At 70.0% G+C, this 26,174-nt stretch carries 23 protein-coding genes; 14 read left to right on the plus strand and 9 right to left on the minus strand.

The genetic code is table 11. The features are described from left to right. Positions 1–86 precede the first annotated feature (86 nt). A complete protein-coding gene (locus F6A08_RS17745; protein WP_225855702.1) occupies positions 87–677 on the plus strand; it encodes a MarR family winged helix-turn-helix transcriptional regulator in 591 nt (196 codons plus the stop codon). 1 nt (position 678) lies between these two features. Here the strand turns inward: F6A08_RS17745 and F6A08_RS02240 are convergent, their stop codons facing one another. From F6A08_RS02240 to F6A08_RS02260, 5 genes are all read right to left on the minus strand, one after another. After that, the gene (locus F6A08_RS02240) at positions 679–1,596 is read right to left on the minus strand and encodes a cation diffusion facilitator family transporter (RefSeq protein WP_124896636.1); all 918 of its coding nucleotides are present in this window, start codon (positions 1,594–1,596) and stop codon (positions 679–681) included. 262 nt (positions 1,597–1,858) lie between these two features. Next, on the minus strand, positions 1,859–3,265 hold the full coding sequence (locus tag F6A08_RS02245; RefSeq protein WP_124896635.1) for an MFS transporter: 1,407 nt from the start codon (positions 3,263–3,265) through the stop codon (positions 1,859–1,861). A 58-nt stretch (positions 3,266–3,323) separates the two neighbouring features. Continuing rightward, on the minus strand, positions 3,324–3,833 hold the full coding sequence (locus F6A08_RS02250; RefSeq protein ID WP_151458480.1) for a DUF3253 domain-containing protein: 510 nt from the start codon (positions 3,831–3,833) through the stop codon (positions 3,324–3,326). A 71-nt stretch (positions 3,834–3,904) separates the two neighbouring features. After that, complete coding sequence (locus tag F6A08_RS02255) at positions 3,905–5,080, minus strand: exo-beta-N-acetylmuramidase NamZ family protein (RefSeq protein WP_151458481.1); 1,176 nt, start codon at positions 5,078–5,080, stop codon at positions 3,905–3,907. A 4-nt stretch (positions 5,081–5,084) separates the two neighbouring features. After that, positions 5,085–5,951: a MurR/RpiR family transcriptional regulator gene (locus F6A08_RS02260; protein ID WP_017203527.1), complete on the minus strand. Its 867-nt coding sequence runs from the start codon at positions 5,949–5,951 to the stop codon at positions 5,085–5,087. Positions 5,952–6,189: 238 nt separating this feature from the next. On the opposite strand from F6A08_RS02260, the gene F6A08_RS02265 reads away from it, so the two are divergent. The 4 genes from F6A08_RS02265 (at position 6,190) to F6A08_RS02280 (ending at position 10,404) form a co-directional block, all read left to right on the plus strand. Continuing rightward, positions 6,190–7,473 carry an ABC transporter substrate-binding protein gene (locus tag F6A08_RS02265; protein ID WP_151458482.1) on the plus strand — a complete coding sequence of 428 codons (1,284 nt, stop codon included), beginning with the start codon at positions 6,190–6,192 and terminating at the stop codon, positions 7,471–7,473. Positions 7,474–7,536: 63 nt separating this feature from the next. Beyond that, on the plus strand, positions 7,537–8,493 hold the full coding sequence (locus tag F6A08_RS02270) for a carbohydrate ABC transporter permease (RefSeq protein WP_017203525.1): 957 nt from the start codon (positions 7,537–7,539) through the stop codon (positions 8,491–8,493). After that, positions 8,493–9,410 (plus strand): carbohydrate ABC transporter permease, encoded by a 918-nt coding sequence (locus F6A08_RS02275; protein ID WP_151458483.1) that lies wholly within the window; start codon positions 8,493–8,495, stop codon positions 9,408–9,410. Before F6A08_RS02270 ends, F6A08_RS02275 begins: the two co-directional genes overlap by 1 nt. Before the next feature lie 16 nt (positions 9,411–9,426). Further along, positions 9,427–10,404, plus strand: coding sequence for a serine hydrolase domain-containing protein (locus tag F6A08_RS02280; RefSeq protein ID WP_225855703.1), 978 nt, complete (start codon positions 9,427–9,429; stop codon positions 10,402–10,404). A gap of 20 nt (positions 10,405–10,424) precedes the next feature. Here F6A08_RS02280 and F6A08_RS02285 read toward each other — a convergent pair whose 3' ends face one another. Beyond that, on the minus strand, positions 10,425–11,372 hold the full coding sequence (locus F6A08_RS02285) for an Lrp/AsnC family transcriptional regulator (RefSeq protein ID WP_225855704.1): 948 nt from the start codon (positions 11,370–11,372) through the stop codon (positions 10,425–10,427). A 170-nt stretch (positions 11,373–11,542) separates the two neighbouring features. Between F6A08_RS02285 and F6A08_RS02290 the strand changes: the two genes are divergently transcribed. The 4 genes from F6A08_RS02290 to speB are packed head-to-tail and all read left to right on the plus strand — an operon-like array spanning position 11,543 to position 17,208. Continuing rightward, a complete protein-coding gene (locus F6A08_RS02290) occupies positions 11,543–12,880 on the plus strand; it encodes an MFS transporter (protein WP_026049892.1) in 1,338 nt (445 codons plus the stop codon). Between the two features lie 46 nt (positions 12,881–12,926). Next, positions 12,927–14,594, plus strand: coding sequence for an amidohydrolase (locus F6A08_RS02295; protein ID WP_151458485.1), 1,668 nt, complete (start codon positions 12,927–12,929; stop codon positions 14,592–14,594). A gap of 10 nt (positions 14,595–14,604) precedes the next feature. After that, positions 14,605–16,230: a thiamine pyrophosphate-binding protein gene (locus F6A08_RS02300; RefSeq protein WP_151458486.1), complete on the plus strand. Its 1,626-nt coding sequence runs from the start codon at positions 14,605–14,607 to the stop codon at positions 16,228–16,230. Between the two features lie 30 nt (positions 16,231–16,260). Next, entirely contained in the window at positions 16,261–17,208 is a 948-nt protein-coding gene (speB, locus tag F6A08_RS02305; RefSeq protein ID WP_151458487.1) for an agmatinase, read from the plus strand. Positions 17,209–17,217: 9 nt separating this feature from the next. Here speB and F6A08_RS02310 read toward each other — a convergent pair whose 3' ends face one another. Beyond that, positions 17,218–18,090 carry a serine protein kinase RIO gene (locus F6A08_RS02310; RefSeq protein WP_151458488.1) on the minus strand — a complete coding sequence of 291 codons (873 nt, stop codon included), beginning with the start codon at positions 18,088–18,090 and terminating at the stop codon, positions 17,218–17,220. Positions 18,091–18,377: 287 nt separating this feature from the next. Here F6A08_RS02310 and F6A08_RS02315 point away from each other — a divergent pair, with 287 nt between their 5' ends. Continuing rightward, positions 18,378–19,577: an MFS transporter gene (locus tag F6A08_RS02315; RefSeq protein ID WP_151458489.1), complete on the plus strand. Its 1,200-nt coding sequence runs from the start codon at positions 18,378–18,380 to the stop codon at positions 19,575–19,577. A gap of 159 nt (positions 19,578–19,736) precedes the next feature. Here F6A08_RS02315 and F6A08_RS02320 read toward each other — a convergent pair whose 3' ends face one another. Beyond that, complete coding sequence (locus F6A08_RS02320) at positions 19,737–20,654, minus strand: helix-turn-helix domain-containing protein (protein ID WP_151458490.1); 918 nt, start codon at positions 20,652–20,654, stop codon at positions 19,737–19,739. Positions 20,655–20,747: 93 nt separating this feature from the next. Between F6A08_RS02320 and F6A08_RS02325 the strand changes: the two genes are divergently transcribed. Further along, entirely contained in the window at positions 20,748–21,209 is a 462-nt protein-coding gene (locus tag F6A08_RS02325) for a DUF3817 domain-containing protein (RefSeq protein ID WP_124896621.1), read from the plus strand. On the opposite strand, the gene F6A08_RS02330 is transcribed toward F6A08_RS02325, so the two are convergent. Next, positions 21,167–21,805 carry an HAD family hydrolase gene (locus F6A08_RS02330; RefSeq protein ID WP_151458491.1) on the minus strand — a complete coding sequence of 213 codons (639 nt, stop codon included), beginning with the start codon at positions 21,803–21,805 and terminating at the stop codon, positions 21,167–21,169. The two genes, F6A08_RS02325 and F6A08_RS02330, sit on opposite strands and share 43 nt — an antisense overlap. 131 nt (positions 21,806–21,936) lie before the next feature. Here F6A08_RS02330 and F6A08_RS02335 point away from each other — a divergent pair, with 131 nt between their 5' ends. The 3 genes from F6A08_RS02335 (at position 21,937) to dnaK (ending at position 26,173) form a co-directional block, all read left to right on the plus strand. After that, positions 21,937–22,683 carry a phosphotransferase gene (locus F6A08_RS02335; protein WP_151458492.1) on the plus strand — a complete coding sequence of 249 codons (747 nt, stop codon included), beginning with the start codon at positions 21,937–21,939 and terminating at the stop codon, positions 22,681–22,683. 79 nt (positions 22,684–22,762) lie between these two features. After that, positions 22,763–24,133 carry an HNH endonuclease signature motif containing protein gene (locus F6A08_RS02340; RefSeq protein ID WP_151458493.1) on the plus strand — a complete coding sequence of 457 codons (1,371 nt, stop codon included), beginning with the start codon at positions 22,763–22,765 and terminating at the stop codon, positions 24,131–24,133. A gap of 159 nt (positions 24,134–24,292) precedes the next feature. Further along, positions 24,293–26,173, plus strand: a complete 1,881-nt coding sequence (dnaK, locus tag F6A08_RS02345) for a molecular chaperone DnaK (RefSeq protein ID WP_151458494.1) — start codon at positions 24,293–24,295, stop codon at positions 26,171–26,173. Position 26,174 lies beyond the last annotated feature (1 nt).

Genomic DNA, 26,174 nt, shown 5'->3' on the forward strand with positions numbered 1-26,174 from the left:
CGATGTGCATGTGGATGTCACAGTGCATGTACATGTATGGTGACATGGAGTCGGAGTGCATGTCAAGTCGCATGTAAAATCAGGGCATGACCACCGAACCCGCAGACCCCGCCCAGCCGGATCCCGCCGAAGCCATCGCGCAGGCGCTGTCCCGCCTCCGTGGTCGTCGACCGGGCGACCGTGCTCCCGGACGACGGGGTCCGTCGGAGCGGGGGCATGGCCATGGGGGTCCGCACGGGTGGCACGGCGGCCCGCTCGGCGACGACGCCCACGATCACCTCGAGCATCATCACGGCCACCCCGGCATGCCGCCATGGATGGCCGACCCCTCCGGACGGCTCGGAGGCCCGGCACGCATGCGGATGCTGGAAGCGCTCGCCGCGGCATCCGCCCCTCTGAGCGTCAGCGACCTCGGCGTCGCCATCGGCGTGGACCAGCCGCGCGCCTCCCGCCTCGTGCAGCAGGGGGTGGACCGCGGCTACGTGCGGCGCGAGGCGGATCCCGACGACGCGCGACGCACGCGCATCGCCCTCACCGACGAGGGTCGTCGGCTCGCCCGGGGCGTGCGGGGGGAGCGGCGACAGCTGCTGACCAACGCCCTCTCCTCGTTCACCGACGCGGAGCGCACGGAACTCGCCCGCCTGCTGAACAAGCTCGCCGACAACTGGCAGCGCTGAATCAGGCGGGCGCGAACTCCAGCGACGGCTCGTCGTCCACCGACAGCGACAGCACGACCGTCTCGACGGCCTCGTGCGCCTCGATCCGCTGCTCGACGTCGCGCAGCCGCCGCGCGACGTCGTGCTCCCTGGCGTCCCCGGCCAGGTCGACCTCCGCGACGATGAACAGCCGGTTCGGTCCGACGTACTCGATGTGCAGGTAGGTGACCCGTTCGATCTGGTCCAGCCCGAGCAGGGCCCTGCCCACCCGCGCCCGCAGCTTCGGCGCCGCCGTCGCTCCGACGAGGAAGGCGATGTTGCGGCCGATGAGGATCACGGCGACGACGCCGAGCAGGATGCCGACGAGGATCGAGCCGATCGCATCCCAGGCTGCGACGCCGGTCAGCTGGTGCAGGAGGATGGACCCGCCCGCGAGCGCGAGGCCGATGAGGGCCGCCGAGTCCTCGAAGAAGACGGCCCGCAGCGTGGTGTCGCTCGTGTCGAGCACGAAGTCCCACGTCGAGGTGCCGCCCTGCCGCGCCAGCCGTCGCGACTTCACCATCGCCTGCGTGAAGGACGCTCCCTCCAGCACGAACGCGATGCCGAGAACCACGTACGCCACGACGGGGCTCTCCACGGGCCCCGTGTCCGACAGCTCCTGGATGCCGTGCATGATCGACACGATCGAGCCGGCGGTGAAGATGCCGAACGCCGCGATGAGCGACCACACGAACGCATTGCGTCCGTAGCCGAGCGGATGCCGGGCATCCTTGGTCTTCGCCCCGCGGCGGTCGGCGATCAGCAAGAACACCTCGTTGCCGGCATCCGCCCATGAATGCGCCGCCTCGGCGACCATCGATGCGGATGACGTGATCACGGCCGCGACCGTCTTCGCGATCGCGACGAGGATGTTGGCCAGGAAGGCGAGCAGCACGGTCACCGGGTCAGGCTACTCCCACCCCCACCCCGCCGTCCCCGCCCCGTCCCCGGCCCCGCCTCGTCCGCCCGCACAACTTCGGAGACCTGCCCCTGTCCCGCCCCGTCCATCCGCACAACTTCGGAGATTCGCCGCGACACGCCGCGGATTCGGCCGCCGCGTCGGCGTGTCGCCTTGGATCTCCGAAGTTGTGCAGCAGGAGCAGGGGCGGGGCGGGGCGGGGCGGGGCAGGAGCGGCAGAGCAGGAGCAGCGGCGGGGAGGGGGTCAGCGGGGGGACTTGACGGGGAGGAGGAGCAGGAATCCGAGGATCAGGACCAGGACGATGCCGAGGATGCCGAAGGCGGTCTGCGCGGTCAGCACGATCAGCACCGTCCACGCGCCGGAGGCCATCCAGCTCGCGGCGCGACCGGTCGTGGCGTAGAGGCCGAAGATCTCGCCCTCGCGCCCGGCGGGAGTGACCCGCGCCAGGAACGACCGCGCCGCTGCCTGAGCCGGACCGACGAAGGCGCACAGGATGAGACCGCCGATCCAGAACACCAGCGAGCCGCCATCCCGGAGGAAGAACACGGCGAGGCCGGCGACGATCATCGAGCCGATCGACACGAGGATGATCCGCTTCGGGCCGAGGTAGTCGTCGAGGCGGCCGGCCGCGATCGTCGAGACGCCGGCGATGAGGTTCGCGGCGATCCCGAAGATGATGATGTCCTGCGTGCCGAAGTGGAACACCGCGGTGCCGATGATCGCTCCGAACGCGAACACGCCCCCCAGTCCGTCGCGGAAGACGGCGCTGGCCAGCAGGTACCAGAAGGTGGGACGGGTCTCGGTGTCGCGGTAGAGGCCGATGACGTCCTTCACCAGCAGCGGGTACGACGCGAAGAAGCCCACCTTGCGCTCGGGGCGGCCGAGGGACGGCTCCGGCACGTTCAGGAAGATCGGGATGCTGAAGACGATGGCCCACACCGCGCAGCCGACCGCGATGAGACGGTAGGCGAGCCCGCCGTCGGTGGGCATGCCGAACCAGTCGAACGTGTCGAGCACGACCACGATCACCAGGGCGATGATGCCGCCGAGGTAGCCGAATCCCCAGCCGAGACCCGAGATCCGGCCGACGTTCTTGGGGGTGGCGATGCCGATCAGCATGGCGTTCGAGTTCACGGCCGCGATCTCCTGGAACACCGTGGCGGCGGAGATCAGCGCGACGCCCAACCAGAACAGGCTCGGAGCGGGTTCCACGAACCAGAGGCCGAGCATGCAGAGGATCAGGGCGCCGGTGCCGATCCCGAGCCACAGCTTCTGTCGTCCGGCCGCATCCGCCCGCTGGCCCAGCACGGGAGCGAGCAGCAGGATGCCGAAGGCCGCGATCGTCGACCCCAGCCCCAGGCCGGAGGCGAGGTCGGCCTCCGCGGCGAGCCGCACGGGGTCGCTCTCCGCGAGGGCGGCGACGTCGGCGGGGAGGAAGGATTCGCTCACGAGGTAGAGCGCCGTGAACACGAACGTCAGGATGACGGTGTTGAACGGCTGTGTCGCCCAATCCCACAGGGCCCACGAGTAGACCTGCTTCTTCGGTGCCGGGGTCTCGCCGCGCAGGTCGAGGCCGACGACGGCCACAGCCCCGCTGTTCGCGGTGGCCACGGGCTCGGGCACGGCGCCGTGTCCCTCGGTTTCGCTCATGCTCGAAGTCTGGCGGCGTCGGGTGAACGGCCGGTGACGGCGCGCCGTGCCGTGCGGGTCAGAGCGCGGGGCCCCGGCGGATGCGCACCGGGCCCTTGGCGTCGTCGATCCGGACGGTCTCGCCCTTCTGTGTGACGACGACCTCGCCGCTGTCGGCCAGGCTCGCGGCGACCCGTCGCACGTCGGGCATCCGGGCGCGCCAGGACTCGCCGCCGACGGCGCGGGCGACGTCGCTCGGACAGATCGACGACTCCGACCGCTTGCGGGTGAGCGCGCGGATGGTCGCGGCGATGCGCGCGTCCGCCTCGTCGGCCGAAGACTCCTCCCACCACGGCGCTCCGCGTTCTCCGAGCGCGGTCTTGGCGTCGTGCACCCGTCGCCGGGCGTCGGCGTCCGCGCTCTTCACCGCACGGCGCGCCGACATGAGCTCGTCGACCAGCTCCTGGCGCAGGGTCTCCGGGATGGAGGGATCCGTCGCTCGCCACCGCCGTCCGTCGACGAGGATGTGCCGCCCGTCGGGGGTGCGCGGCGGTCCGTCCGCGGTCGCGCGGGATTCCGGGCTGCTCATGCGGGCGAGTCTGCCCGCCGCGGTCGCGGGCCTCGACCCCCTTGACGCGGTCGCGGGGCCTCCGTACAGGCTCAGGCGTAGATCAGGTCCGCCTCGACGGCTGCCGCCCACCGCGGCACCGCGAGAGAGGCGGGATCGTTCCACTGCCCGGCTGCGATCTGCGCGAACGCGCCGTGCACGCCGAAGAGCTTCTCGAGAGGCGACCAGTCCGACTCCCCTGGCATCGGCACGAGCGAGCGCTCGACGAGCGAATCCGGGTACAGCTCCGCGAGCAGCGAGAGAAGGCGGACGCCGGTGTGCACGGGACGCAAGGCCTCGGCGTCGGTCACATGAAGGATCACGCCCTCGCAGGCCTGACCGGCGTGGTCGCGCACGAGCGGCGTGAACCCGTACGGCGAGGCGGCGAGGCCGGGCAGCTCCAGCGCGTTCACCGCCTGGGCGTAGTCCTCGGCGTCGATGAACGGCGCCCCGATCACGCGGAACGGCACGGCGGTGCTGCGCCCCTCCGACACGTTCACGCCCTCCGCGAGGCAGGTGCCGGGGTAGAGGAGCGTGGTCGCCGCGCTCGGCAGGTTCAGCGACGGCGGCATCCAGGTCAGCTCCTGGCGGCCGATCGCCGTCTGCGTGCGCTCCCAGCCGTCGACGGCGACCACGTCGAGCTCGACGTCGATGCCGCGCGTGCGCACCCAGTGCCTGGCGAGTTCCCCGATGGTGAGACCGTGGCGGATGGGCATGCTCCAGCGCCCGACGAGCGACTGCGCCGCCTCGTCGAGCATCGGTCCCTCGGCCTGGTCGAGCCGTCCGCCCAGCGGGTTGGGGCGGTCGAGCACGACGACGGACACCCCCGCGTCCGCGCAGGCCTCGAGCAGGTGGCTCATCGTCCAGATGTACGTGTAGAAGCGGGCGCCGACGTCGGGAAGGTCGACGAGCACGACATCCAGTCCGGACAGGTCCTCGGGAGCGGGGCGCACGTCGGCGCCGTACAGGCTGCGCACGGGGATGCCGGTGACACGGTCGACGCCGCCGCTGACGAGCTCGCCCTCCCGCGCGCGTCCGTCCAGTCCGTGCTCCGGGCCGAAGAGGAGGTCGAGCGACCAGCCGGCGTCGGCCAGCGAGGCGCGTCCGCGTGTGAGCTGCGAGGTGAGCGCCAGGTCGTTCGTGAGCATCCCGATCCGGCTGCGCCGGAGCTTCGCGGCGAGCGGTTCCGGGAGGTCATGCTGGAGGAGTCGGTCGATTCCGAGTTTCATGGGTTCAGTCGATTCTGTGTGTGGTGACGGCGTCGAGCGTGCGCTGCAGATTGTCGGAGATGGTGTCGTAGTCGGCCTGCGCGATGCGCGTGTAGAGGAAGTCGAGGAGCGCGAGCTGGGCGATCCGGCTGGCCATGGCGCCGGAGCGGAACGTCGACTCCGACACGGCCGTCACGAGCACGAGCTCGCACGCGCGCGCGAGCGGCGATCGCGGGTTGTTGGTGATCGCGATCGTCGTCGCCCCGGCGCTCGCCGCGACCTGCGCGGCCTGCACGATCTCGAGCGTGCGACCGGAGTGCGAGATGGCGATCGCGACGTCCCGGGCGTCCAGCAGCGCCGCCCCGGTGAGGGCGAGGTGATGGTCGGTGCGCGCCTGGGCGACGAGGCCGGCGCGGTGCAGCTTCTGCTCGAGGTCCTGCGCGGCGAGGCCGCTGGAGGCGGCGCCGTAGATGTCGATGCGGCGGGCGCCCCGGAGCTCGGCGACGCAGCGTTCGAGTTCGTCGATGTCGAGCTGTCGGGCGGTGCGCTCGATGGCGGCGGCCTCGGCGAACGCGATCTTGCGGACGGTTGTGGCGGCGTCGTCGTAACGGCTCACATCCCCGGCCGACACCTGGAAACGTTCGCGATCGGAGGCGGTGCGCGTCAGCTCGGTCGCGAGGGCGAGGCGGATGTCGGGGAATCCGGCGAACCCGACGCTGCGGGTGAATCGCGCGACGCTCGCCACCGACACGGAGCAGTCGTCGGCCAGTCGGGTGATGGAGCCCTCCACCACGGCCTGCGGGTCGGCGAGGACGTGCTCGGCGATGCGGCGCTCCGTCGGGGTCAACTCCGAGATGCGCTGGTGGATGGCTGTCACGACACTGTTCGGCACGAGGCCATGATGGCAGGCTTCGGTCACACTTCGGAAGGAATTTTCAGATTTGCTTGCATTTCTGTAAGAGATTGCCCAAAGTGGGCTTGTCGGCATCTCCCCGGACCGTGGCGGTGCTGCACGACACCGACGTCGCCCGACGCGTCTTCAGCACAGAGGCCGCACCGAACGACGACTCTTCCCGCAATCTCGGCAGCCACGACGTGCCCGGTGGCTGTCACCGTCCGAGAGGAACACCATGCGAAACCGCCCCGTCCGCCTCGCGTCCACCGCAGGCCTTCTCGTCGCAGGGCTCGCCGTCGCGGGCTGCGCACCGGCCGCATCCAGCGGTGATGGCGCCGAAGACGTCACCCTCACCGTCTGGTCCTGGCAGGCATCGTCCTCTCCGAAGTGGGAGGCCGTCTTCGACAAGTACGAGGAGTCCCACCCCGGGGTGACCGTCGAGTTCGAGGGCTTCCAGCCCACCGAGTACAACCAGATCCTCGCGACGGGCCTCGAGGGCAGCGACGGACCGGACATCGCGATGCTGCGCGCCTACGGCGGCATCCAGTCCGCGATCCAGTCCGAGCAGATCGTCCCGATCGACGACCTCGTCGACGGCCTCGACCAGTTCGACCCGACGGTGCTGCGCGCGGCCCAGGGCAAGGACGACGGCAAGACCTACGGCGTCCCCTTCGCCTACCAGACCATGCAGATGTTCTACAACAAGACCATGTTCGACGAGATGGGCCTCGAGGAGCCCACGGACTGGGACGAGTTCATCGAGCTGCAGGAGACCCTGCTCGGCGAGGGCGTCACCCCGATGGCACTCGGCGCCCGCGAGGACTGGGTCCTGCCGATGTTCCACGACATCGTGGGATCGGCGAACTACGGCGGATCCGAGTTCGAGGAGAAGGTGCTCGCCGGCGACGTCGACTTCACCGACCCCGCCTACGTCTCCTCGCTGCAGATCGTCAAGGACATGCAGAAGTACCTCGACAAGAACGTGAACGCGATCGCCGTCGCCGACGCCGTGCTGCAGTTCACCTCGGGGCAGGCCGCGCAGTGGCCCGGCGGATCCTTCGACCTGCCGACGTTCCAGAACTCCGCCCCGGACACCGAGTGGGGCGTGTACGAGGTGCCGCCGGCCCCCGGCAGTGCGCTCGACCACGCGGTGACCCCCGGCTACGCCGACGGCAGCTTCGGCATCAACGCCGCGAGCGAGAAGCAGGAGGCCGCGACCGAGCTGCTCAACTGGATGACCACGAAGGAGTTCGGCCAGCTCGTCGCCGACGAGGTAGACCAGTTCTCGGCCCTGCCCGGCGTGGAGTACTCCGACCCGCTGATGCAGGAGATGAACGAGCAGTACACCGCCAACCCGGCACCGTACCTGCTGCTCGTCGACTTCCGCTACGGAGACCCGACCGGCACGGCCGTCCTCGGCCCGGACATCCAGGCGATGTTCCTCGGCGACAAGACCCCCGAGCAGCTCGGCGCCGACCTGCAGTCCGGGATCTCCACCTGGTTCACCCCCGCATCCTGATCCGACCGCGGTGGTGAGCGCCCGACCCGGCGCTCACCACCGCGGAGCGAAGGACTCACACCCATGGCTCTGACCCTCCCCGTCCGGCGGCCGAAGGCCCGCCGCACCCGCACCGGCATCGCGCTCTCCACCCCGACCGCCGCACTCTTCGTCCTGCCGGCGGCGGTGCTCTTCGCCGTCCTGATCCTGTACCCCATGCTCGCCGCGCTCAGCTACTCGTTCTTCGACTGGCAGGGCACGAAGCAGGGCGGCTTCGCCGGCGTCGCGAACTACATCACGCTCCTCACCAAGGAGCCCTACGCCTCCGAGCTGTGGAACGCCTTCGGCCACAACCTGCTGCTGTTCGCCGGCGCCCTGGTGTTCCAGAACTCCCTGGGTCTCGGCATCGCCACCCTGCTGCACCGGCGCAAGCGCACGAAGCGCTTCTTCCAGACGATCTTCGCGCTGCCCTACCTCGTGAGCCCGATGGTGATCGGCTACCTCTGGTCGCTCATGCTGTCGCCGCTGTTCGGACCCGTGAACGCGATCCTCCGCGGGGTCGGCCTGGAGAGCCTGGCCCTTCCCTGGCTCGGCGACCCGCAGCTCGCGATCTGGGTGATCGTGCTGGTCAGCGCCTGGCAGTGGATCGGCTTCCCCATCCTGCTCTACGGTGCGGCCCTCGGCGGCATCCCCGAGGAGATCGAGGAGGCCGCCTCGCTCGACGGCGCGACCGCCGCCAAGCGCTTCCGCTACATCACGCTGCCCATGCTCACCCCGACGATCGGCATCATCACGGTGCTCACCTTCATCGGCAGCATGGAGGCGATGGCGATCCCGTTCGCGCTCGCCGGCTCGAACGGCGCACCCGCCGGTTCCACCGACGTGATGATGCTCCTCTTCTACCGCACCGCCTTCGAGTCCGGGAACCCGAACTCGATCGGCGTCTCCTCCGCGCTCGCGACGGTCCTGTTCCTCTTCATCATGGTGATCTCGGTCGTGATCACCTCCACGATGCGTCGCGCCGAACGAAAGCTGTTCTGATGAGCACCGCCATCGACACCCGTCAGGAGTCCACCACCGAGGCGATCGTCTCCGGGCGGCCGACCGCCCCGCGTCGCCGATCGCGCCGCACATCCGACACGCCCTTCATCGGGCGCCTGCTCGCGAACGTGTTCCTCTGGGGATACGCGCTCATCGCGATCGGTCCGCTGCTGCTCATGGTCAACAACTCGCTGCGCACCCAGCAGCAGATCGCGACGGAGCCGCTCGGTCTCCCCGTGCCGCCGACGTTCACGAGCTTCCAGAACGCCTGGATCACCGCGTCCTTCGACACGTACTTCATCAACTCGATCACGGTCACGGTCGGGTCGGTCATCGTCACGACCGTCGTCTCGGTGCTCGCGGCCTATGCCTTCGCCCGGGCCAGGGCGAAGTTCTTCCGCGGGATCGAGGCCGTCTTCCTCTCGGGCCTCATGCTGCCGGTGCACCTCGCGATCCTGCCGCTGTTCTACCTGCTCGACTCCCTCAAGATGACGAGCAACGTGTTCAGTCTGATCCTCGTGTACGGCGCCCTCGGCATCCCGTTCACGACGTTCGTGCTCACGGTGTTCTTCCGGGCGCTGCCGATCGAGCTCGAGGAGGCGGCGCGCATCGACGGCGCCGGTCCGCTGCGCACGTTCCTGCAGATCCTGCTGCCGCTGGTGCGACCGGCGCTCGCGACCGTGATCGTATTCCGGTTCGTGCCGGTGTGGAACGACTTCTTCTACCCGCTGATCCTGCTCCGCGACCGCGACTCCTACACGCTGCCCGTCGGTCTGACGCGCTTCTTCGGCGAGTACTCGACCGACTGGCCGCAGCTGTTCGCCGGACTCACGATCGCGACGATCCCGCTGGTGGTGCTGTTCCTGCTCGCGACCAAGCAGATCATCAACGGGCTGACCTCCGGCATGAGCAAGTGACGGGACCGTCGCGGTGGTGAACGGGGCGCCCGGTTCGGCCTGGGCCTCGCTGCGGGTCGTGCCCGGAGGGGAGGAGGAGCTGCAGCTGCTCGGAACCCCGGCGCACGACGACCCGTCGCCGCTGACCGCGCGACACCTGTTCGACCTCGCCTCCCTCACCAAGGTCTTCACGGCCGTGGCGGCCCTCCGGCTCGTCGACGACGGGCGCATCGACCTCGACGAACCCGTCGAGGCGGTCCTGCCGGTCGGCACGGGGGAAGCCGCGCACCGCATCACCCTGCGGCACCTCCTCACCCACAGTTCGGGGCTCCCTGCGGAGGGGCGCGAGTGGCGGGAGGGGCTGCGCGGTGCGGAGCTGCGCCGACGGGTTCTGCAGCGTCCGCTCGGATTCGAGCCGGGTGCCGGACACCTCTATTCCGACGTGGGATACATCGCCGCGGGGGAGTACCTGGAGCGCGTCTCGGGTCGACCGCTCGCCGAACTGTGGGCGGAGGTGTCGGGCGCGATCGGCGCGGAGTCCCTGACCGCGGTACCGGAGCCGTCCCTCGCGGTGGCGACCGAGACGCAGCCGCACCGTGGTCCCGTGCGCGGGGCGGTGCACGACGAGCTGGCGCACGCGCTGGACCGTCCCGCCGGGCACGCGGGTCTGTTCGGCTCGGTGCACGACGTGGCCGCCCTCGCGCGGATGGTCCGTGACGGGGGAGACGGCCCGCACGGCCGGGTGCTCTCGGTCGCGTCCGTGCGGGACCTGACGACGGCGGCCGTGCGTGCGGACGACGGATACGGTCAGGCGATCGGGCTGCGGGTGCGTGACGAGTCCTGGATGGGGGACATCGACGCCGTGGGGCACACCGGGTTCACCGGGACCTGCTTCGCCGTGCATCCCGGCTCCGGCGCGTTCGGCGTCCTCCTCCTCAACCGCGTGCATCCCACCCGCGAGCACGCCGACATCGCCGCCGTCCGCCGCGCCTTCCTCTCTCCCCTCGCCCCCTGATCGCCTGACTGCGCGGTGGGTCAGTCCGTGCGGAGGGGGCGGAGGGTGCGGGCGTAGTCCTCCTTGAGGACCGCGAGGTGCAGCCAGGCCTCGATGCGGGTCACGCCCGGGAGCGCCCGCAGCCGCTCGAGGCTCGCGTACAGCGCACCGGCGGAGGGCTCCACCAGCGTCGCGACCGCGTCGAACCGGCCCAGGGTCCGCGCGGCGAAGTCCACGCCCCGGCCGCGGCGCAGCTCCTCGATCACGGCTTCGTCGTCGTCGCCGAGTGTCATCCCCACGCCCATGGACAGCTGCCGGTGCGCGAGACCGCGGGCCTCGACCGCGCTGATCTTGATGACGCCGGCGTCGATGAGCCGCTGCACCCTGGTCGCGACGGCGGAGGGGGAGAGTCGGACCTCTTCGCCGAGCGCGCGGAAGCTCTTGCGGCCGTCGGCCTGCAACTGCTCGATCAGAGCCTCGTCGATCGCGTCCAGTGTCACGCCGCCGTGGTACTCGGAGACGAAGAAGCCCTTGACGACGGTCGAGTAGATGATCGTGCTGATGTCGAGTACTCCGGCGCTTCCGCGGATCCGGGCGAGCAGCTCGTGCAGCTCCGACATCGAGCCGACACGCACCTCCGTGACGATGTCGTGCGCGCCGCCGACCGCCGACACGAGCACGGTCTCGCTCATGTCGCGCAGGTGCTCGGCCACGAGCTCGACGGCCCCGTCGGTGCGGATGGAGACGTGGGCGAGCACGTGCTGACCGAGGAACACCGGATCGACCGCGGCCACCACGCGCACCGTGCGGTCGGCGAGCATGCTCCGCAGGCGGGCGGCGACCGCGGCGCGGGACTGTCCGAGGCGCTGGGAGAGGGAGAGGATGCTGGCGCGCCCGTCCTCCTGCAGCGCTCGGATGAGTTCGGCGTCGAAGTCCATGGTCCCGGCTGCTTTCGTCAGATTCCCGCGTTCGCACGGTCGGCCGTGCATAGCAACAGTGTAGAAGCCTCTGCGACCGCGAGGAAGGCCCGGAATGAGTGATGACTACGACAGAAAACCAGTGAATGACCCTTCTCGCTGGAGTTCTGCGCTTGCCCCGTCTGTCGACTGTCCGTAGCATCCTTCGCTATCCGACATCTTCCGCAAAGGAGCGGGCTCCCATGACCTCTACCCCCACCAGTGCCGTGCACAGCCGCGCACGCCGCGCCGGCTTCGCCGCCTTCGTCGGCACCACCATCGAGTGGTACGACTTCTACGTCTACGCCACCGCTGCCGCCCTCGTCTTCGGCCCGCTGTTCTTCCCGAGCGGCGACCGTCTGGCCGAGACCGCCGCGGCCTTCGCGACGTTCGCCGTCGCCTTCCTCGTCCGTCCCCTCGGCGGCATCGTGTTCGGCCACATCGGCGACAAGCTCGGCCGTCGCGTCTCTCTCGTCATCACGCTGCTGCTGATGGGCGCGGCGACCGTCCTCGTCGGCTGCCTCCCCACGTACGAGAACATCGGCATCTTCGCGCCGATCCTCCTCATCCTGCTCCGTGCCATCCAGGGGCTCGCGGTCGGCGGCGAATGGGGCGGCGCGGTGCTCATGAGCGTCGAGCACGCTCCCGAGAAGTCGAAGACGTTCTACGGCGGCTTCACCCAGCTCGGCAACCCGGCCGGTGCCCTGCTCGCCTCCGGCATCTTCGCGATCATGTCCCGCGGGGGCGAGAACTTCATCATGGACGGCGGATGGCGCATCCCGTTCCTGCTGTCGATCGTGCTGATCGGCGTGGGCCTGTGGGTGCGGTTCCGCGTGGAGGAGTCGCCGGTCTTCGAGGAGAAGATCGAGGGGCGCAAGCAGTCCATGCCGCTGGCCTTCGCCCTCCGCGTCAACTGGAAGCCGATCCTCCTCGGCATCGGCATCCTGCCCATCTCGACCGGCGGCTACTACCTGGCCACCACCTTCGCCACCGCCTATGCGACGGGCGAGCCCATCGCGATCAGCGAGCAGGTCATCCTCGACGCGATGACCCTGGCCTCGTTCGTGGAGTTCGTCGTGACCCTGCCGGTCGCGTGGCTCGGTGACAAGTGGGGCCGGAAGAACGTGATGTACATCGGTCTGATCACCTCGGTGCTGACCTTCGCCCCGTTCCTGCTGCTGATGCCGGGCCGGGTCGAGCCGCTGATCTTCCTGTTCGCCTCGCTGGTGCGCATCGCGATGAGCGCGACCTATGCTCCGATCGCCGCGATCCTCGCGCAGATGTTCCGCCCGCAGGCCCGCTACACGTCGATCGCCCTGTCGTACGGCGTCGGCGCCGCGATCTGGGCCGGGTTCTCGCCCTGGTTCGCGACCCAGCTCATCGCCTGGACCGGCAGCGTCTGGTCGGTCATCGCGATGTTCGTCGGCATGGCCGTCATCGCCGGGATCTGCACGCGTCTCGCGCCGCAGCACTCCGACGAGGCCCCGGTCACCGCGTCGTTCACCGCCCGGACCGACACCACGGCGAACCGTCTCCCCTGACCGGTTCCGCCACCACCCGCACGACCCCGATCGCGAACAGGCTCCCATGAGAAAGCTCACCCCCTTCGACCGCTCGGCCCAGGCCGTCCCCGCGCTGATCACCGCTCGGGCGATCCACACGGCCGACGCCTCCGACACGACCGTCACCGCGATGCTGACCGACCGGGGGCGCATCGTCGCCCTCGGCACGGCGGCGGAGTGCGAGGACGTGGCGGCGCGAGCCGGAGTCACCCCGGAGCGTGTCGATCTGGGCGAGGCGGTCATCGTCCCCGGCTTCGTGGACGCGCACGCGCATCCGCTGATGTTCGGGCAGATGATGACCTGGGTGGACTGCGGGCCCGAGAAGGCGGGGAGCATCCCGGAGATCGTGGCGCTGCTGAAGGCCGCCGCGGCGGATCTCCCCGCCGGGCGCCCGGTGCGCGGCTACGGCTACGAGCAGCGGAACCTCGCCGAGAAGCGGCACCCCACGCGGTTCGAGCTCGACGAGGTCGCCGCCGACCGCGAGGTGTACCTCATGAACGCCTCCGGCCACGGCGGGGTGGTGAACTCGTACACGCTCGAGCTCAACGGCGTGGACCGGGACACCCCGAACCCGGACGGCGGCGAGTTCTTCCGGGACGCCGACGGCGAGCTCACCGGCGAGCTGTCCGACGCGGCGTGCAACATCCTCACCGGCGTGCACGGGGTGAAGATCGGCCACCACGGTCCGAACTTCCACCTCGCGGACGAGCCGGAGGAGCACCTGCGGCAGCTCGACGCGGCGACGCAGCGGTTCCTCGCGGGCGGGGTCACCTCGATCGGCGACTGCCAGGTCACGAGGCGCGAGTTCGACATGTACCTGCGGCTGGCGGAGGCGGGACGGCTGGAACTGCGCGTGTCGATGTACCTGCTGTCGCACCTGCTCGACGAGGCGCTGGAGATGGGGCTGGTCGGCCAGTTCGGCAACGCGCACCTGAGCTTCGCCGGCATCAAGTTCTACGCCGACGGCACCCTCGGCGGCTGGACGGCGTACTTCCCGGACGGCTACGTCGGCGACCCCTGTCGCACCGGCCAGCTCTACCACGAGCCCGTCGACTACGCCGAGCTCATCCGCAAGGCGCACGCCGCCGGACTCCAGACCGCGACCCACGCCCAGTCGCCCACCGCGATCGAGATGGTCGTGTCGGCGATCGAGGCCGCCCTGGCGGAGCGTCCGGATGCGGACGCCCGGCACCGCATCGAGCACTGCGGTCTGCCGACGCCGGCGCAGATCGAGCGGATGGCGGCCGCCGGCATCCGTCCCGTGAACCAGACGCAGCACTACTTCAACTGGGGCGAAGGCGTGGAGGAGGCCATCGGCACGCCCGGTGAGCGCTTCAACCCGCTGGGGGAGTTCGAGCGTGCGGGCGTACCCATCACGATCTCCTCGGACGCCCCGGTCGCCGAGCCGATCCCGCTGGAGGCGATCCAGACCGCGGTCACCCGCGTCACCCGTCGCGGGCACAAGCTGGGCCCGGACGACCTGCGCATCTCCGCGACCGCAGCGCTGCGGGCGCACACGATCGAGGGCGCGGTCTCGATCGGCCGGGAGGACGACCTCGGCTCCCTGGAGCCGGGCAAGTACGCCGACTTCGCGGTGCTCTCCGCGGATCCGCTCGCGGTGCCGGCCGAGGAGATCGCGGCGATCGAGGTCCGTGAGACCTGGGTCGACGGCGTCCGTCGCCACGCGATGTGAGGATGACACGATGAGCACCGAGAGCACCGACACGACCGGGGACGACCGGTACGCCGACACGGCGGGCCGCGCGGTCCTGGAGACCATCCGCGGCTACGGGGTCACCGCGATCTTCGGCATCCCCGGCACGCACAACCTGGAGTTCTACCGGCCCCTCGCCGACCTCGGCATCCGCGCCGTGACGAACCGGCACGAGCAGGGGTCCGGCTACGGGGCAGACGGCTGGGCTCAGCAGACCGGGCTTCCCGGCGTCGTCATCACCACGTCAGGCCCAGGCCTGCAGAACGCCATGAGCGCGATCGGCACCGCGTTCTGCGAGTCGCGACCGCTCATCGTCCTGTCCCCGGGGGTGCCGCTCGGAGCGGAGTTCGCCGACGTCGGCACGCTGCACGAGACCAAGGACGCCGCGGCCATGGTCGGTGCGATCGCGGAGTGGTCGCGACGGGTGTCGACCGCGGCGGAGGCCGTGGAGGCTGTGCACGATGCGTTCCATCTGTTCCGCACCGGCCGTCCGCGTCCCGTGCACATCGAGATCCCGCTCGACGTGCTGGAGGCGTCCGCCGCCGTGCCCGCGGAGGACCGGAGGCCGCGGCCGATGCCCGACCGCGTCTCCGGGGATCCGATCGCGCTCGCCGAGGCCGCCCGGCTGCTGTCCGCCGCCCGCCGCCCGGTGATCGTGGCGGGCGGGGGCGCGGCGGACGCCGCCCACCAGATCGCCGCGGTGGCCGAGCGGCTCGGCGCCCCTGTGCTCACGACCCTGAACGGCAAGGCGGTGCTGGACGAGAGGCACCCGCTGTCGCTCGGCTCGAACCTGCGCCTGGCCGCCGCCCGCGTCGTGGCCGAAGACGCGGATGTGCTCCTCGTCGTGGGCTCGAAGCTGGGCGAGGCGGAGCTCTGGGCGCCGCGGCTCGAGGCGCGCGGTGCCGTGATCCGCATCGACATCTCCCCGGAGCAGCGCGACAAGAACCTCGCGGCGACCGTCGGCCTCACTGGAGACGCGGCCGCGGTGACCGACGCCCTTCTCCCGCTGCTGCCCGACGCCGCCCACCCCGCCCGTGACCTCACGGCCGAGCGGGCCGCGATCGAGGCCGAGTCCCGAGAGACGGCGCCGGACACCGTCGCGCTCGCCGAGGTCATCGCCGCCGCCCTTCCGGCCGAGGCGATCGTCGCGGGCGACTCCTCCCAGATCGTGTACCTGGCGCTCGGCAGCGTGCTGCGGCAGGAGCATCCGCACTCCCTTCTCTACACGCCGACCTACGCCACGCTCGGCTACGGCCTCCCCGCCGCGATCGGTGCGGCGGTCGCGCAGACGGAACGCCCGGTCGTCACCGTGATCGGCGACGGCGCCCTGATGTTCTGCGTGAACGAGCTCGCCACCGCCGTCGAGCAGCGCCTCGACGTCACCGTGGTGTGTGTCGACAACGGCGGATACGCGGAGATCCGGCAGAACGAGCTCGACCGCGGCATGGCGCCCGTCGGCGTCGACCTCGTGCAGCCCGACTGGGCCGCCCTGGCCACGGCCTTCGGGGCGACCGGGCGACGGGTGGCATCGCGCGCCGACATCGCCCCGAGCATTCGCGCGGCCATCGCCGATGGCGGGGTGCAGCTCGTGCACATCCCGCAGCACGCCCTCTGAGACCCACCTCCCGACGAACAGGAACGAGAAATGACCGACAACATCGGCCCCGTCGACGCCTCCGTGAACCCGCGATACTCCGGCATCGCCACCTTCGCCCGCCTGCCCCGCATCGAGGATGTGCCTCGCGCCGACATCGCCGTGGTCGGCATCCCGTTCGACTCCGGCGTGAGCTACCGCCCCGGCACCCGTTTCGGCCCGTCGCACGTGCGGGAGTCGTCACGGCTGCTCCGCCCCTACAACCCCGCGCAGGATGTGTCGCCGTTCCAGCTGGCGCAGGTGGTGGACGCGGGGGACATCCCCGTGAACCCCTTCGACCTCACGGAGGCCGTCACCGAGGTCGAGCGTGCAGCGCTGGCGCTGGGCGAGCGGGTGCAGCGCATCGTCACGATCGGCGGCGACCACACGGTGGCCCTGCCCCTGCTGCGTGCCGTCGCCGCGAAGCACGGTCCCGTCGCGGTCCTGCACTTCGACGCGCATCTCGACACGTGGGACACCTACTTCGGGGCGCCCATCACGCACGGCACCCCCTTCCGGCGCGCGAGCGAGGAGGGGCTGATCGACCTCACGGCGAGCTGCCACGTCGGCACCCGCGGCCCCCTGTACTCCAAGCAGGATCTCGAGGACGACGAGCGCCTCGGCTTCTCCATCGTGTCCAGCGAGTACATCGAGGAACACGGGGTGGAGGCGGCGATCGACCGCATCCTCACCCGCATCGGCGACAAGCCGCTGTACGTCTCGATCGACATCGACGTGCTCGACCCCGCGCACGCGCCCGGCACCGGGACCCCCGAGGCGGGAGGGCTCACGAGCCGCGAGCTGCTGCGCATCCTGCGGGCCCTGCGCGACCGGGACATCGTCGGCGCCGACGTCGTGGAGGTGTCGCCCGCCTACGACCACGCCCAGATGACCGGGATCGCCGCGAGCCATGTCGTCTACGAGCTGGTGACCCTTCTCGCCGCCCGACTCGCCTCCTGACCCCGGGAGTCAGAACAGGGTCCCGAGGAGGTCGGCGAACAGGGCCTCGGGGTCGCAGTCGACCCGGCGGCGGGTGAACCAGTCGCAGATGTTGACGCAGTCCCGATGCAGGAGGTCGAGGCCCTGGGGATTGGCGATCACATCCACGATCTGCGGGAGGTCGATCACCCGCACCCGTCCTTCGTGCACGAGCAGGTTGTATGCGGACAGGTCGCCGTGGGCGAATCCGGCGGCGGCGAAGATTCGCATCAGGTCGACCACCTGCGCGTAGTACTCCTGCAGCTCGGCGCGGTCGCCCCGCACCTGCCCGAGTCGTGGCGCGGCGATGCCGTCCGCATCGCCGAGGAACTCCATCAGCACCTCGGTCCCGTTCACCTGCACGGGGTAGGGGACGGGGGCGCCGAGCTCCCACATCCGGCACAGCGCCTCGAACTCGGCGAACGACCACTGCGCCGCGGCGACCTCGCGGCCGTGCTCCGACTTCCTGGCGAGCGCCCTGGTGTCACGGGTGTTCCGGGTGCTGCGTCCTTCCGTGTACATCGACGACCGGTGGAAGCTGCGGTGCTCGGCGCTGCGGTAGCGCTTGGCGGCGAGGAGGGTCCGCTGTGCGGGGTCGCCGGGCACGGCCCGTTCGAGCAGGAACACGTCCGCTTCCTTGCCGGTCTTGAGGATGCCGCGCTCCGTGTCGAGCGCGCCGGCCGAGGTCACGACCCACGCCGGCCAGGGCTCCGGCCCGCGTTCGGATGGGGTGATCGCGGGCCAGGTCGACCAGCGCTGGTCTTCGCCGGGTTCGACGTCGGCGAAGGAGAGTTCGGTTTCGAGGGATTCGAAGGGAGAGGCGTCGAAGGACGCGGCTTCCGAGGAAGCGAAGAGATCAGACACGATGTGGCTCCGGGAGGGGAGGCCACGGCGATCAGGAGCGGGTGGCCTCGAAGGGGAAGTGGTCGGCGGAGAGCGCGACGAAGACGGTGTTCATGTCGTGGGCTCCTTCCGCTCGGGCTTCCCGGGCGATTCCCGGTGCGTCGTCGAGCCTAGGGGTGCGCGGCAGGGTTGTCCAGAGTTCCTCGCCGCGCCGCTGCTGACGAAGGCGCGCGCGTCTTCGGACGATCGGTCGGGTGCGGCGGACGACCGGTCGGGCGTGGGGTCCGCCGTGGTGGGAGCGTGGAACCATGACGACGACCGCCCCTGTCCCGACGACATCGACCTCCCGCGCCGCGCGCATCCGCTACGGCGGGCTCATCGCCCTGATGATGATGGGCTTCCTGCTGGTCACAGCGGAGTTCCTGCCCAACGGCGTGCTCACCGAGATGGCCGATGGGCTCGGGGTCACCCCGGGGCAGGCGGGTCAGACGGTCACGGTGACCGCGCTGGTCGGTCTCGTCGTCGCCCCCACGGTGGGCCTGATCTTCCCGCGCCTCGACCGCCGGTCGCTGCTGATCTGGATGGCGCTCGCCGCCGCGGTGTCGAACCTGATCGTCGCGATCTCACCGAACCTCATCATCGTCCTGCTGGCGCGGTTCCTGCTGGGGGCGGCGATCAGCGCGTTCTGGGCGATGTCGATCACGGTCGCCGCTCGGCTCGCCGGGCCGGAGCATCTCGGCCGCGGAGTGATGTTCACCTCGGCCGGCGTCTCCCTCGCCACCGTCGCCGGGGTCCCCCTCGGCGTCATGCTCAGCGAGCTGGTCGACTGGCGCATGGTGTTCGCGATCGCGGGCGTGCTCATGGTGGTGCTGGCCGCGGTGCTGCGTGTGGCGCTCCCCTCGGTCCCGGCGGAGCGGGCGTCGAGCCTGCGTCTCCTGGTCGACACCCTCCGCCGTCCCGGTATCGGGCTCGGCATGGTCGGGCATGTGCTCGTGGTGCTCGGGCACTTCCTCGCCTACACCTACGTCCGTCTCGCGCTGGAGCGGATCCCGGATGTCGACGCGTCGACCATCGTCGTGCTGCTGGCGCTGTTCGGGGTCGGCGGCCTGCTCGGCAACATCTCGATCGGGCTGGTGATCGACCGGACGTTCGCGTTCTTCGCCGTGTTCGCTCCCCTGGTGATCGCGGTGTCGGTCCTGTCGATGATCCTGTTCTCGGGGTCGATCATCGGGGTGGGCGTCGTCGTGCTGGTGTGGGGCTTCTTCTTCTCGTCCTGGCTGATCGTGGTGAACACGTGGGTCGGGCACCGGATGCCGGATCGGCTGGAGGCCGGTGGCAGCCTGGTCGTGGTCGGCTTCCAGGGCGCGATCACACTCGCGGCCGGCGTCGGCGGCCTCCTGGTCGACACCCTGAGCGTCGAGCTCGTGTACCTGGTCGGCGCGATCGCCCTCCTCGCCGGAGCCCTGCTCTTCGGAGCCTCGAACCGGGTCAGCTCCCGGGCCGCCTGACCCGGCCCCGCTCCGCGCGCGCACAACTTCGGAGATCCCAGGCGACACGCCGTCGATCCGGCTGCACTCACGGCGTGTCGCGCCTAAGTCTCCGAAGTTGTGCAGGTCTCCGAAGTTGTGCAGGTCTCCGAAGTTGTGCAGGCGGAGGGGCGGGCGGGGTCAGGCGGGGACGGGGATCCGGTGGGCGAGGCGCCAGGAGGACGGAGTCATGCCGGTGCGGCGGCGGAACGCCCGGCTGAAGCCCTCGTCGGAGGCGTAGCCCAGCTCCCGCGAGATGTCGGACACGGATCGTCCGGCGTCCAGCATCCGCTTGGCCGCGTCGATGCGCACCTCGGTGACGTAGTCCGCGGGGGAGCGGCCGACGGCGGTGCGGAAGCGCTCCGCGAAGGTCGACCGTGACATGGCGCCGATCCCCGCGAGGCGTTCGACCGTCCAGTCCCGGCCCGGCTCCTCGCGGATGGCGTCCAGCACGCGGTCGAGGAACGGGTCGTTCGACAGCGACGGCCAACCCGCGGGGGCGCAGCCGTTCGCTGCCCAAGCGCGGATGACCGACAGCAGCACGGTCTGAGCCATCATGCGGCAGATGATGGGATCGCCCTGCCGTACGGGGCAGGAGGCCGGGTCGACCAGCCCCATGTTCTCAGCAAGGGCGGCGGCGGCCGGTTCGAGCGCATCGAACCCGGTCACGGTGAGGAACGGCGGGAGCAGCGCACGCAGGGGTGAGGTCGCATCCGCGAGTTCGAGGTCGACGACCATCAGGCTCGTGTCGCCCTCGGCCTCGAGGGCGAACGGCGACCCACCGAGAGACAGGAGGGCGTCTCCGGCGACGAGGAGGTCGCGACGGATCGGCGAGTCGACCGTGATGCGCTGCGATCCGGGGTCCACGTCGAGTCGGCATCCCTCGCCGAGAGGTGGATGGCCGTGCACGCCGCCGGCTGCCACGTAGACGAGCGTGATCCGGTCGGTCGGGACCGGCAGCAGTGCGCCCTCGTCCAGGGACACGCGCCGGGCGATGCCGATGCGCAGGTCGACGGCGCCGAGCACCTGCGAGAGCGCGTCCGCATCCACTGTCACCATGCCTTCGGCAACGTCGTCCTCCGTCGTGGTATTCCGCGAGGTCGTCCATAGGGTCGCCGGATACGGTGGAGACACCCCCACCCGAGGAGTTCTGTGTTCCGCTCGCCCGACCGTCTGTTCCGAGTCCTCGCGATCGCGGAGGCGATCACCTGGACGATCCTCATCGCCGCGATGATCGCGCGCGCGGTCGGTGCGCCCGGCGTGGTGGTGACGGTCGGCGGTGGCATCCACGGTTTCGTCTTCCTCGCCTATGCCGCCACGGCGATCCTGGTCGCACTGAACCAGCGCTGGCACATCGGGGTCGGGGCGCTCGCGGTGGTCAGCGCGGTGATCCCGTACGCCACCATCCCGACGGAGATCTGGCTGCACCGCACGGGACGACTCGCCGGCGCCTGGCGGCTCGACGCGACCGAAGACCCGCGGGACCGCCGCTGGTACGACCGACTGATGCGATGGTTCCTGCGGCGGCCCTGGGTGCTCGCTCTGCTCCTCGCGGTCGGGATCGTCGCCCTCTACGTCATCCTGCTTCTGATCGGACCTCCCGGCGGGAAGTGACCCCGGTCCCAGCGCTCAGCGACGCCGGCCGTGCTGAGCGCGGTTCGGAGCTCGGAGACACCGGTGAAGTGGTGCGTGCTCATGCCGAGCTCCCGTGCACCGCGCAGCTTGCCCGGAGAGTCGTCGAGAAAGAAGATCTCCTCCGGGGGGAGAGCCAGCGCGGTCGCCACGTGGCGGAACGCCCGGACGTCGGGTTTGGCATGTCCGATGTCCGCCGAGTTGAACACTCGGTCGAAGTGCGTCCCGATGCCGCTGTCGCGGAGCTCCGCGGCGATGGTGTCGGTGCCGTTCGTGAGGATGGCGCACATCGTTCCGCGAGAGCGCAGCTCGTCCACGAGTGCGATCAGCTCGGGGTCGGTGTCGAACGGGGTGCGGCCCCACTCCCGGGCCGCGTCCGCGGACCCGGCGGCCGCCCCGACCCTGGCGATCCACTCCTCGCGCGTGAGGCGCCCCGTGGTCACAGCATCGAGCAGCGGCGGCGCGAAGGCGATGCGGGCGATCGTGCCGGCCGGGAGGCCGTGCCGCGACTCCAGGTCGGGATCGTGGCGGAAGTGACGGATCACCCCGTCGAGGTCGAAGAGCACGGCACGGATCATCTCCTCATCCTGCCTGGCCGATCTGCGCGAACGCTCCGATGGACAACATGTCTCTGTTCTCCCGTCTGCCACAGTGTCAGGGTCAAGTATCGCTTCAAGATGACCTCTCATCGGGGCGGTAGCGTCGAGGCGTGGGCGAAGAGGAGCTGACGGGCGGCAACGCGAGCGGGACCGTCGTGCGGGTCGGCGACTCCGTGCGGAAGCCGTGGTCGGCGTCCACTCCCAGCGTCCAGCACTTCCTGCGCGCACTCCGATCGGCCGGTGTCGACGTGCCAGAGCCGCGCGGACGGGACGAGCAGGGTCGCCAGGTCGTCGAGTTCGTGCCGGGCACCCTGGCGATCGGGGCGGATCCGCTGACTCCGGCCGAACTGGGACGCGTCGGGTCGATGGTCCGTGAGATCCACGATGTGAGCGCTCGCTACGTCCCCCCGATCGATGCCGTGTGGGAGACGGCGATACCCGCCCCGACCGGCGAGATCATCTGTCACAACGATCTCGCGCCCTGGAACCTCATCATCGGCGACCGCTGGGCGTTCATCGACTGGGATGCGGCGGCTCCGAGCACGCGCCTCTGGGACCTCGCCTATGCGGCGCAGGCGTTCGCGCTGTCCGACGATGCCCGGTCTCCCGAGGCTGCGGGGCGGGATCTCGCTGCGCTCGTCGACGGATACGGGGCGGATCGCGCGCTGCGTCGGGCTCTGCCCCGCGCGATGGAGGAGCGGACGGCCGCGATGCTGGCTCTTCTGGAGGACGCCCGGTCGGCGGGGAAGGAGCCGTGGGCATCGATGCACGCGAACGGCCACGGCGAGCACTGGTCGAGGGCGCTGCGCTACGTCCGCGACAACAGTTCCGTGTGGTCGTGCCTGCTCGTCGGCTGATCCTGCGCTATTCCGATATACCGTTTTCTGGCCCTGATCAGGGGATCTCAATGTCGGAGGCCCCTGGTTCACTGAAGGTATGACGGCATTGGCAGACGCGACTCTCGAGCAGGTGGATGCGCTCGCGGCGCTCACCGAGACGCTCGTCGAGGTCGAGCGCACGATCAGCCGTCTGCAGGCTGCTCGCGACGGCATCCTGGCGGTCGGGTCCCGCCTGGCGCTTCAGGTCGCCGAGCAGGCGGAGCATCCCGATCACGGGGAGATGTCCGCGCGTACCGTGGCTGCGGAGTTCGCCGCGGCGCTGCGGATCAGCGACAGGACGGTGCAGCGGCGGATGGCGGACGCGACGTGGCTCGTGGAGCGATTCCCGCTCGTGTGGGAGGCGCAGGGAGAAGGCCGCATCAGCGCCGCCCACGCCCGGGTCGTCTGCGAGGCCGGCGAGCATCTCGACGACGCGGCGAGCCGCGCGGCCTACTCCGCGCAGATGATCGCGTTCGCCGAGACCGAGGCGCCGTCCAGGGTGGCGAGGATGGCCAGGCGGGTGGCGGAGCGCTTCCAGCCGCGGTCGATCGACGAGCGGCACCGCGACGCGCGCAAGAAGCGATCGCTCTGGGTGAAAGACGTCGGAGACGGGATGTCGCAGCTCGGCATGCTCGGCCCTTCGGCGCTCGTCCACGGAGCCTTCGACCGGTTGACGCAGATGGCCAGGAGCATGCAGCAGCACGAGCCGGAGCAGCAGCCTCAGCGGGAGCGGGAGCAGGAGCAGGAGCAGGAGCAGGAGCAGGTGCAGGGCCAGGCTGATCCGCGGACGCTGGCCCAGCTTCGCAACGACCTCGCGTTCGATCTGCTCCTCACCGGTGCGCCACTCGGGCACGATCGTCCCGGCGGGTCCTTGGCGGCGATTCGCGGATCGGTGTCCATCACGGTTCCCGTCACCACGCTGATGGGAGTCGACACGACTCCCGCCGAGCTGAACGGCCGTGTCCCGATCGATCCAGTCACCGCGCGCCGTCTCGCCGGTGCCGCCTCCGGGTGGGACCGGGTCCTCACCCATCCCGTCACGGGCGCGCTCCTCGCCGTCGATCGCTACCGACCGGGACCCGATCTGCGGCGACATCTGCGAGCGCGGGATCAACGCTGCCGATTCCCGACGTGCGGGTACCCGCCCGCGGACTGCGACATCGACCACCATCACGACGCCGCGCTCGGCGGGGCGACCGCCGAGTCGAACCTGGGTCACCTCTGCCGACGTCATCACATGCTCAAGCACCACTCGCCGTGGACCGTCGAGCCCATGGGCGACGGGGTCTACGCGTGGACCAGTCCGAGCGGGAAGACGTACATCGACCGGGCGCCGCGCCAGAACACCGTCACTTTCGCCGAAGAGGACGAAGGCCGCGAAGGCCGCGAAGGGGTCGGGGCAGGGGTGATCACCGCGCCGCCCTTCTGACACCTGCCGCGCGGTTCCCGGCAAAGTTGAGTCAGTTCATATCAAGTTCATTTGACAGGGTTGTGGGCCCGGCGTACACTTGAGCCATCGCGACTCAGGTTTCCCTGATCGCCGCAGATTTCCAGACCACAACAGACTTCCCAACAAAGGAGAGAACACATGGCACGTGCTGTCGGTATCGACCTCGGAACCACCAACTCCGTCGTCAGCGTCCTCGAGGGTGGCGAGCCCAAGGTCATCGCCAACGCCGAGGGCTTCCGCACGACCCCTTCGGTCGTGGCCTTCACCAAGGACGGGGAGGTGCTCGTCGGTGAGACCGCGAAGCGCCAGGCCGTCACCAACGTCGACCGGACGATCGCTTCCGTCAAGCGCCACATGGGCACCGACTGGACCTTCGACGTCGACGGCAAGAAGTGGACGCCGCAGGAGATCTCCGCGCGCATCCTCATGAAGCTCAAGCGCGACGCCGAGGCGTACCTGGGCGACACGGTGACCGACGCGGTCATCACCGTCCCCGCGTACTTCAACGACGCCGAGCGTCAGGCCACCAAGGAGGCCGGTGAGATCGCGGGCCTGAACGTCCTGCGCATCATCAACGAGCCGACCGCCGCCGCTCTGGCGTACGGCCTCGACAAGGGCAAGGAAGACGAGCTCATCCTGGTCTTCGACCTGGGTGGTGGAACGTTCGACGTCTCGCTGCTCGAGGTGGGCAAGGACGACGACTTCTCCACGATCCAGGTGCGCGCCACCGCCGGTGACAACCGTCTCGGTGGAGACGACTGGGACCAGCGCCTGGTCGACTACCTGATCAAGCAGTTCAAGGAGACCACGGGCGTCGACGTCTCGGGTGACAAGATCGCCCTGCAGCGCCTCAAGGAAGCTGCGGAGCAGGCGAAGAAGGAGCTCTCCTCCTCGACCTCGACGAGCATCAACCTGCCGTACCTCTCGCTGACCGACTCCGGCCCCGTGTCGCTGTCCGAGACCATCACCCGCGCGAAGTTCGAGGACCTCACGAAGGACCTGCTCGACCGCACCAAGAAGCCGTTCGAGGACGTCATCCGCGAAGCAGGCATCAAGGTGTCCGAGATCGACCACATCGTGCTCGTCGGTGGATCGACGCGTATGCCCGCGGTCGCCGAGCTCGTCAAGCGCGAGACCGGCAAGGACGCGAACAAGGGCGTCAACCCGGACGAGGTCGTCGCCGTCGGCGCCGCACTGCAGGCCGGTGTCCTGAAGGGCGAGCGCAAGGACGTCCTCCTCATCGACGTCACCCCGCTCAGCCTCGGCATCGAGACCAAGGGCGGCATGATGACCAAGCTCATCGAGCGCAACACGGCCATCCCGACCAAGCGCAGCGAGACCTTCACCACGGCAGACGACAACCAGCCGTCCGTCGCGATCCAGGTCTTCCAGGGTGAGCGCGAGTTCACCCGCGACAACAAGCCGCTCGGCACGTTCGAGCTGACGGGTATCGCTCCGGCTCCCCGTGGCATCCCGCAGATCGAGGTCACCTTCGACATCGACGCCAACGGCATCGTGCACGTGTCCGCCAAGGACAAGGGCACCGGCACCGAGAAGTCGATCGTCATCTCCGGCGGCTCCTCGCTGTCGAAGGAAGACATCGAGCGCATGGTGCGCGAGGCCGAGGAGCACGCGGCCGAGGACAAGGCGCGTCGCGAGGCCGCCGAGGTCCGCAACCAGGCCGAGACGCTCGCGTACTCGATCGACAAGCTCATCACCGAGAACGACGACAAGCTGCCCGAAGACGTGAAGACCGAGGTCAAGGCCGACGTCGACGCGCTCAAGACGGCGCTGGCGGGCGAAGACGACGAGGCCGTGAAGACCGCGTTCGACAAGCTCAACCAGTCGCAGTCCAAGCTCGGCGAGGCGATCTACGCCTCCTCGCAGGCGGACCCTTCGACAGGCTCAGGGACCGGCTTCGACGGCGCTGACGGCGAGGCCCCGACCGGTGACGCCCCCTCCTCCGAGGAGGACGTCATCGACGCCGAGGTCGTCGACGACGAGGACGAGAAGAAGTAAC

It is taken from the genome of Microbacterium algeriense, assembly GCF_008868005.1.
GTDB lineage: Bacteria > Actinomycetota > Actinomycetes > Actinomycetales > Microbacteriaceae > Microbacterium > Microbacterium algeriense.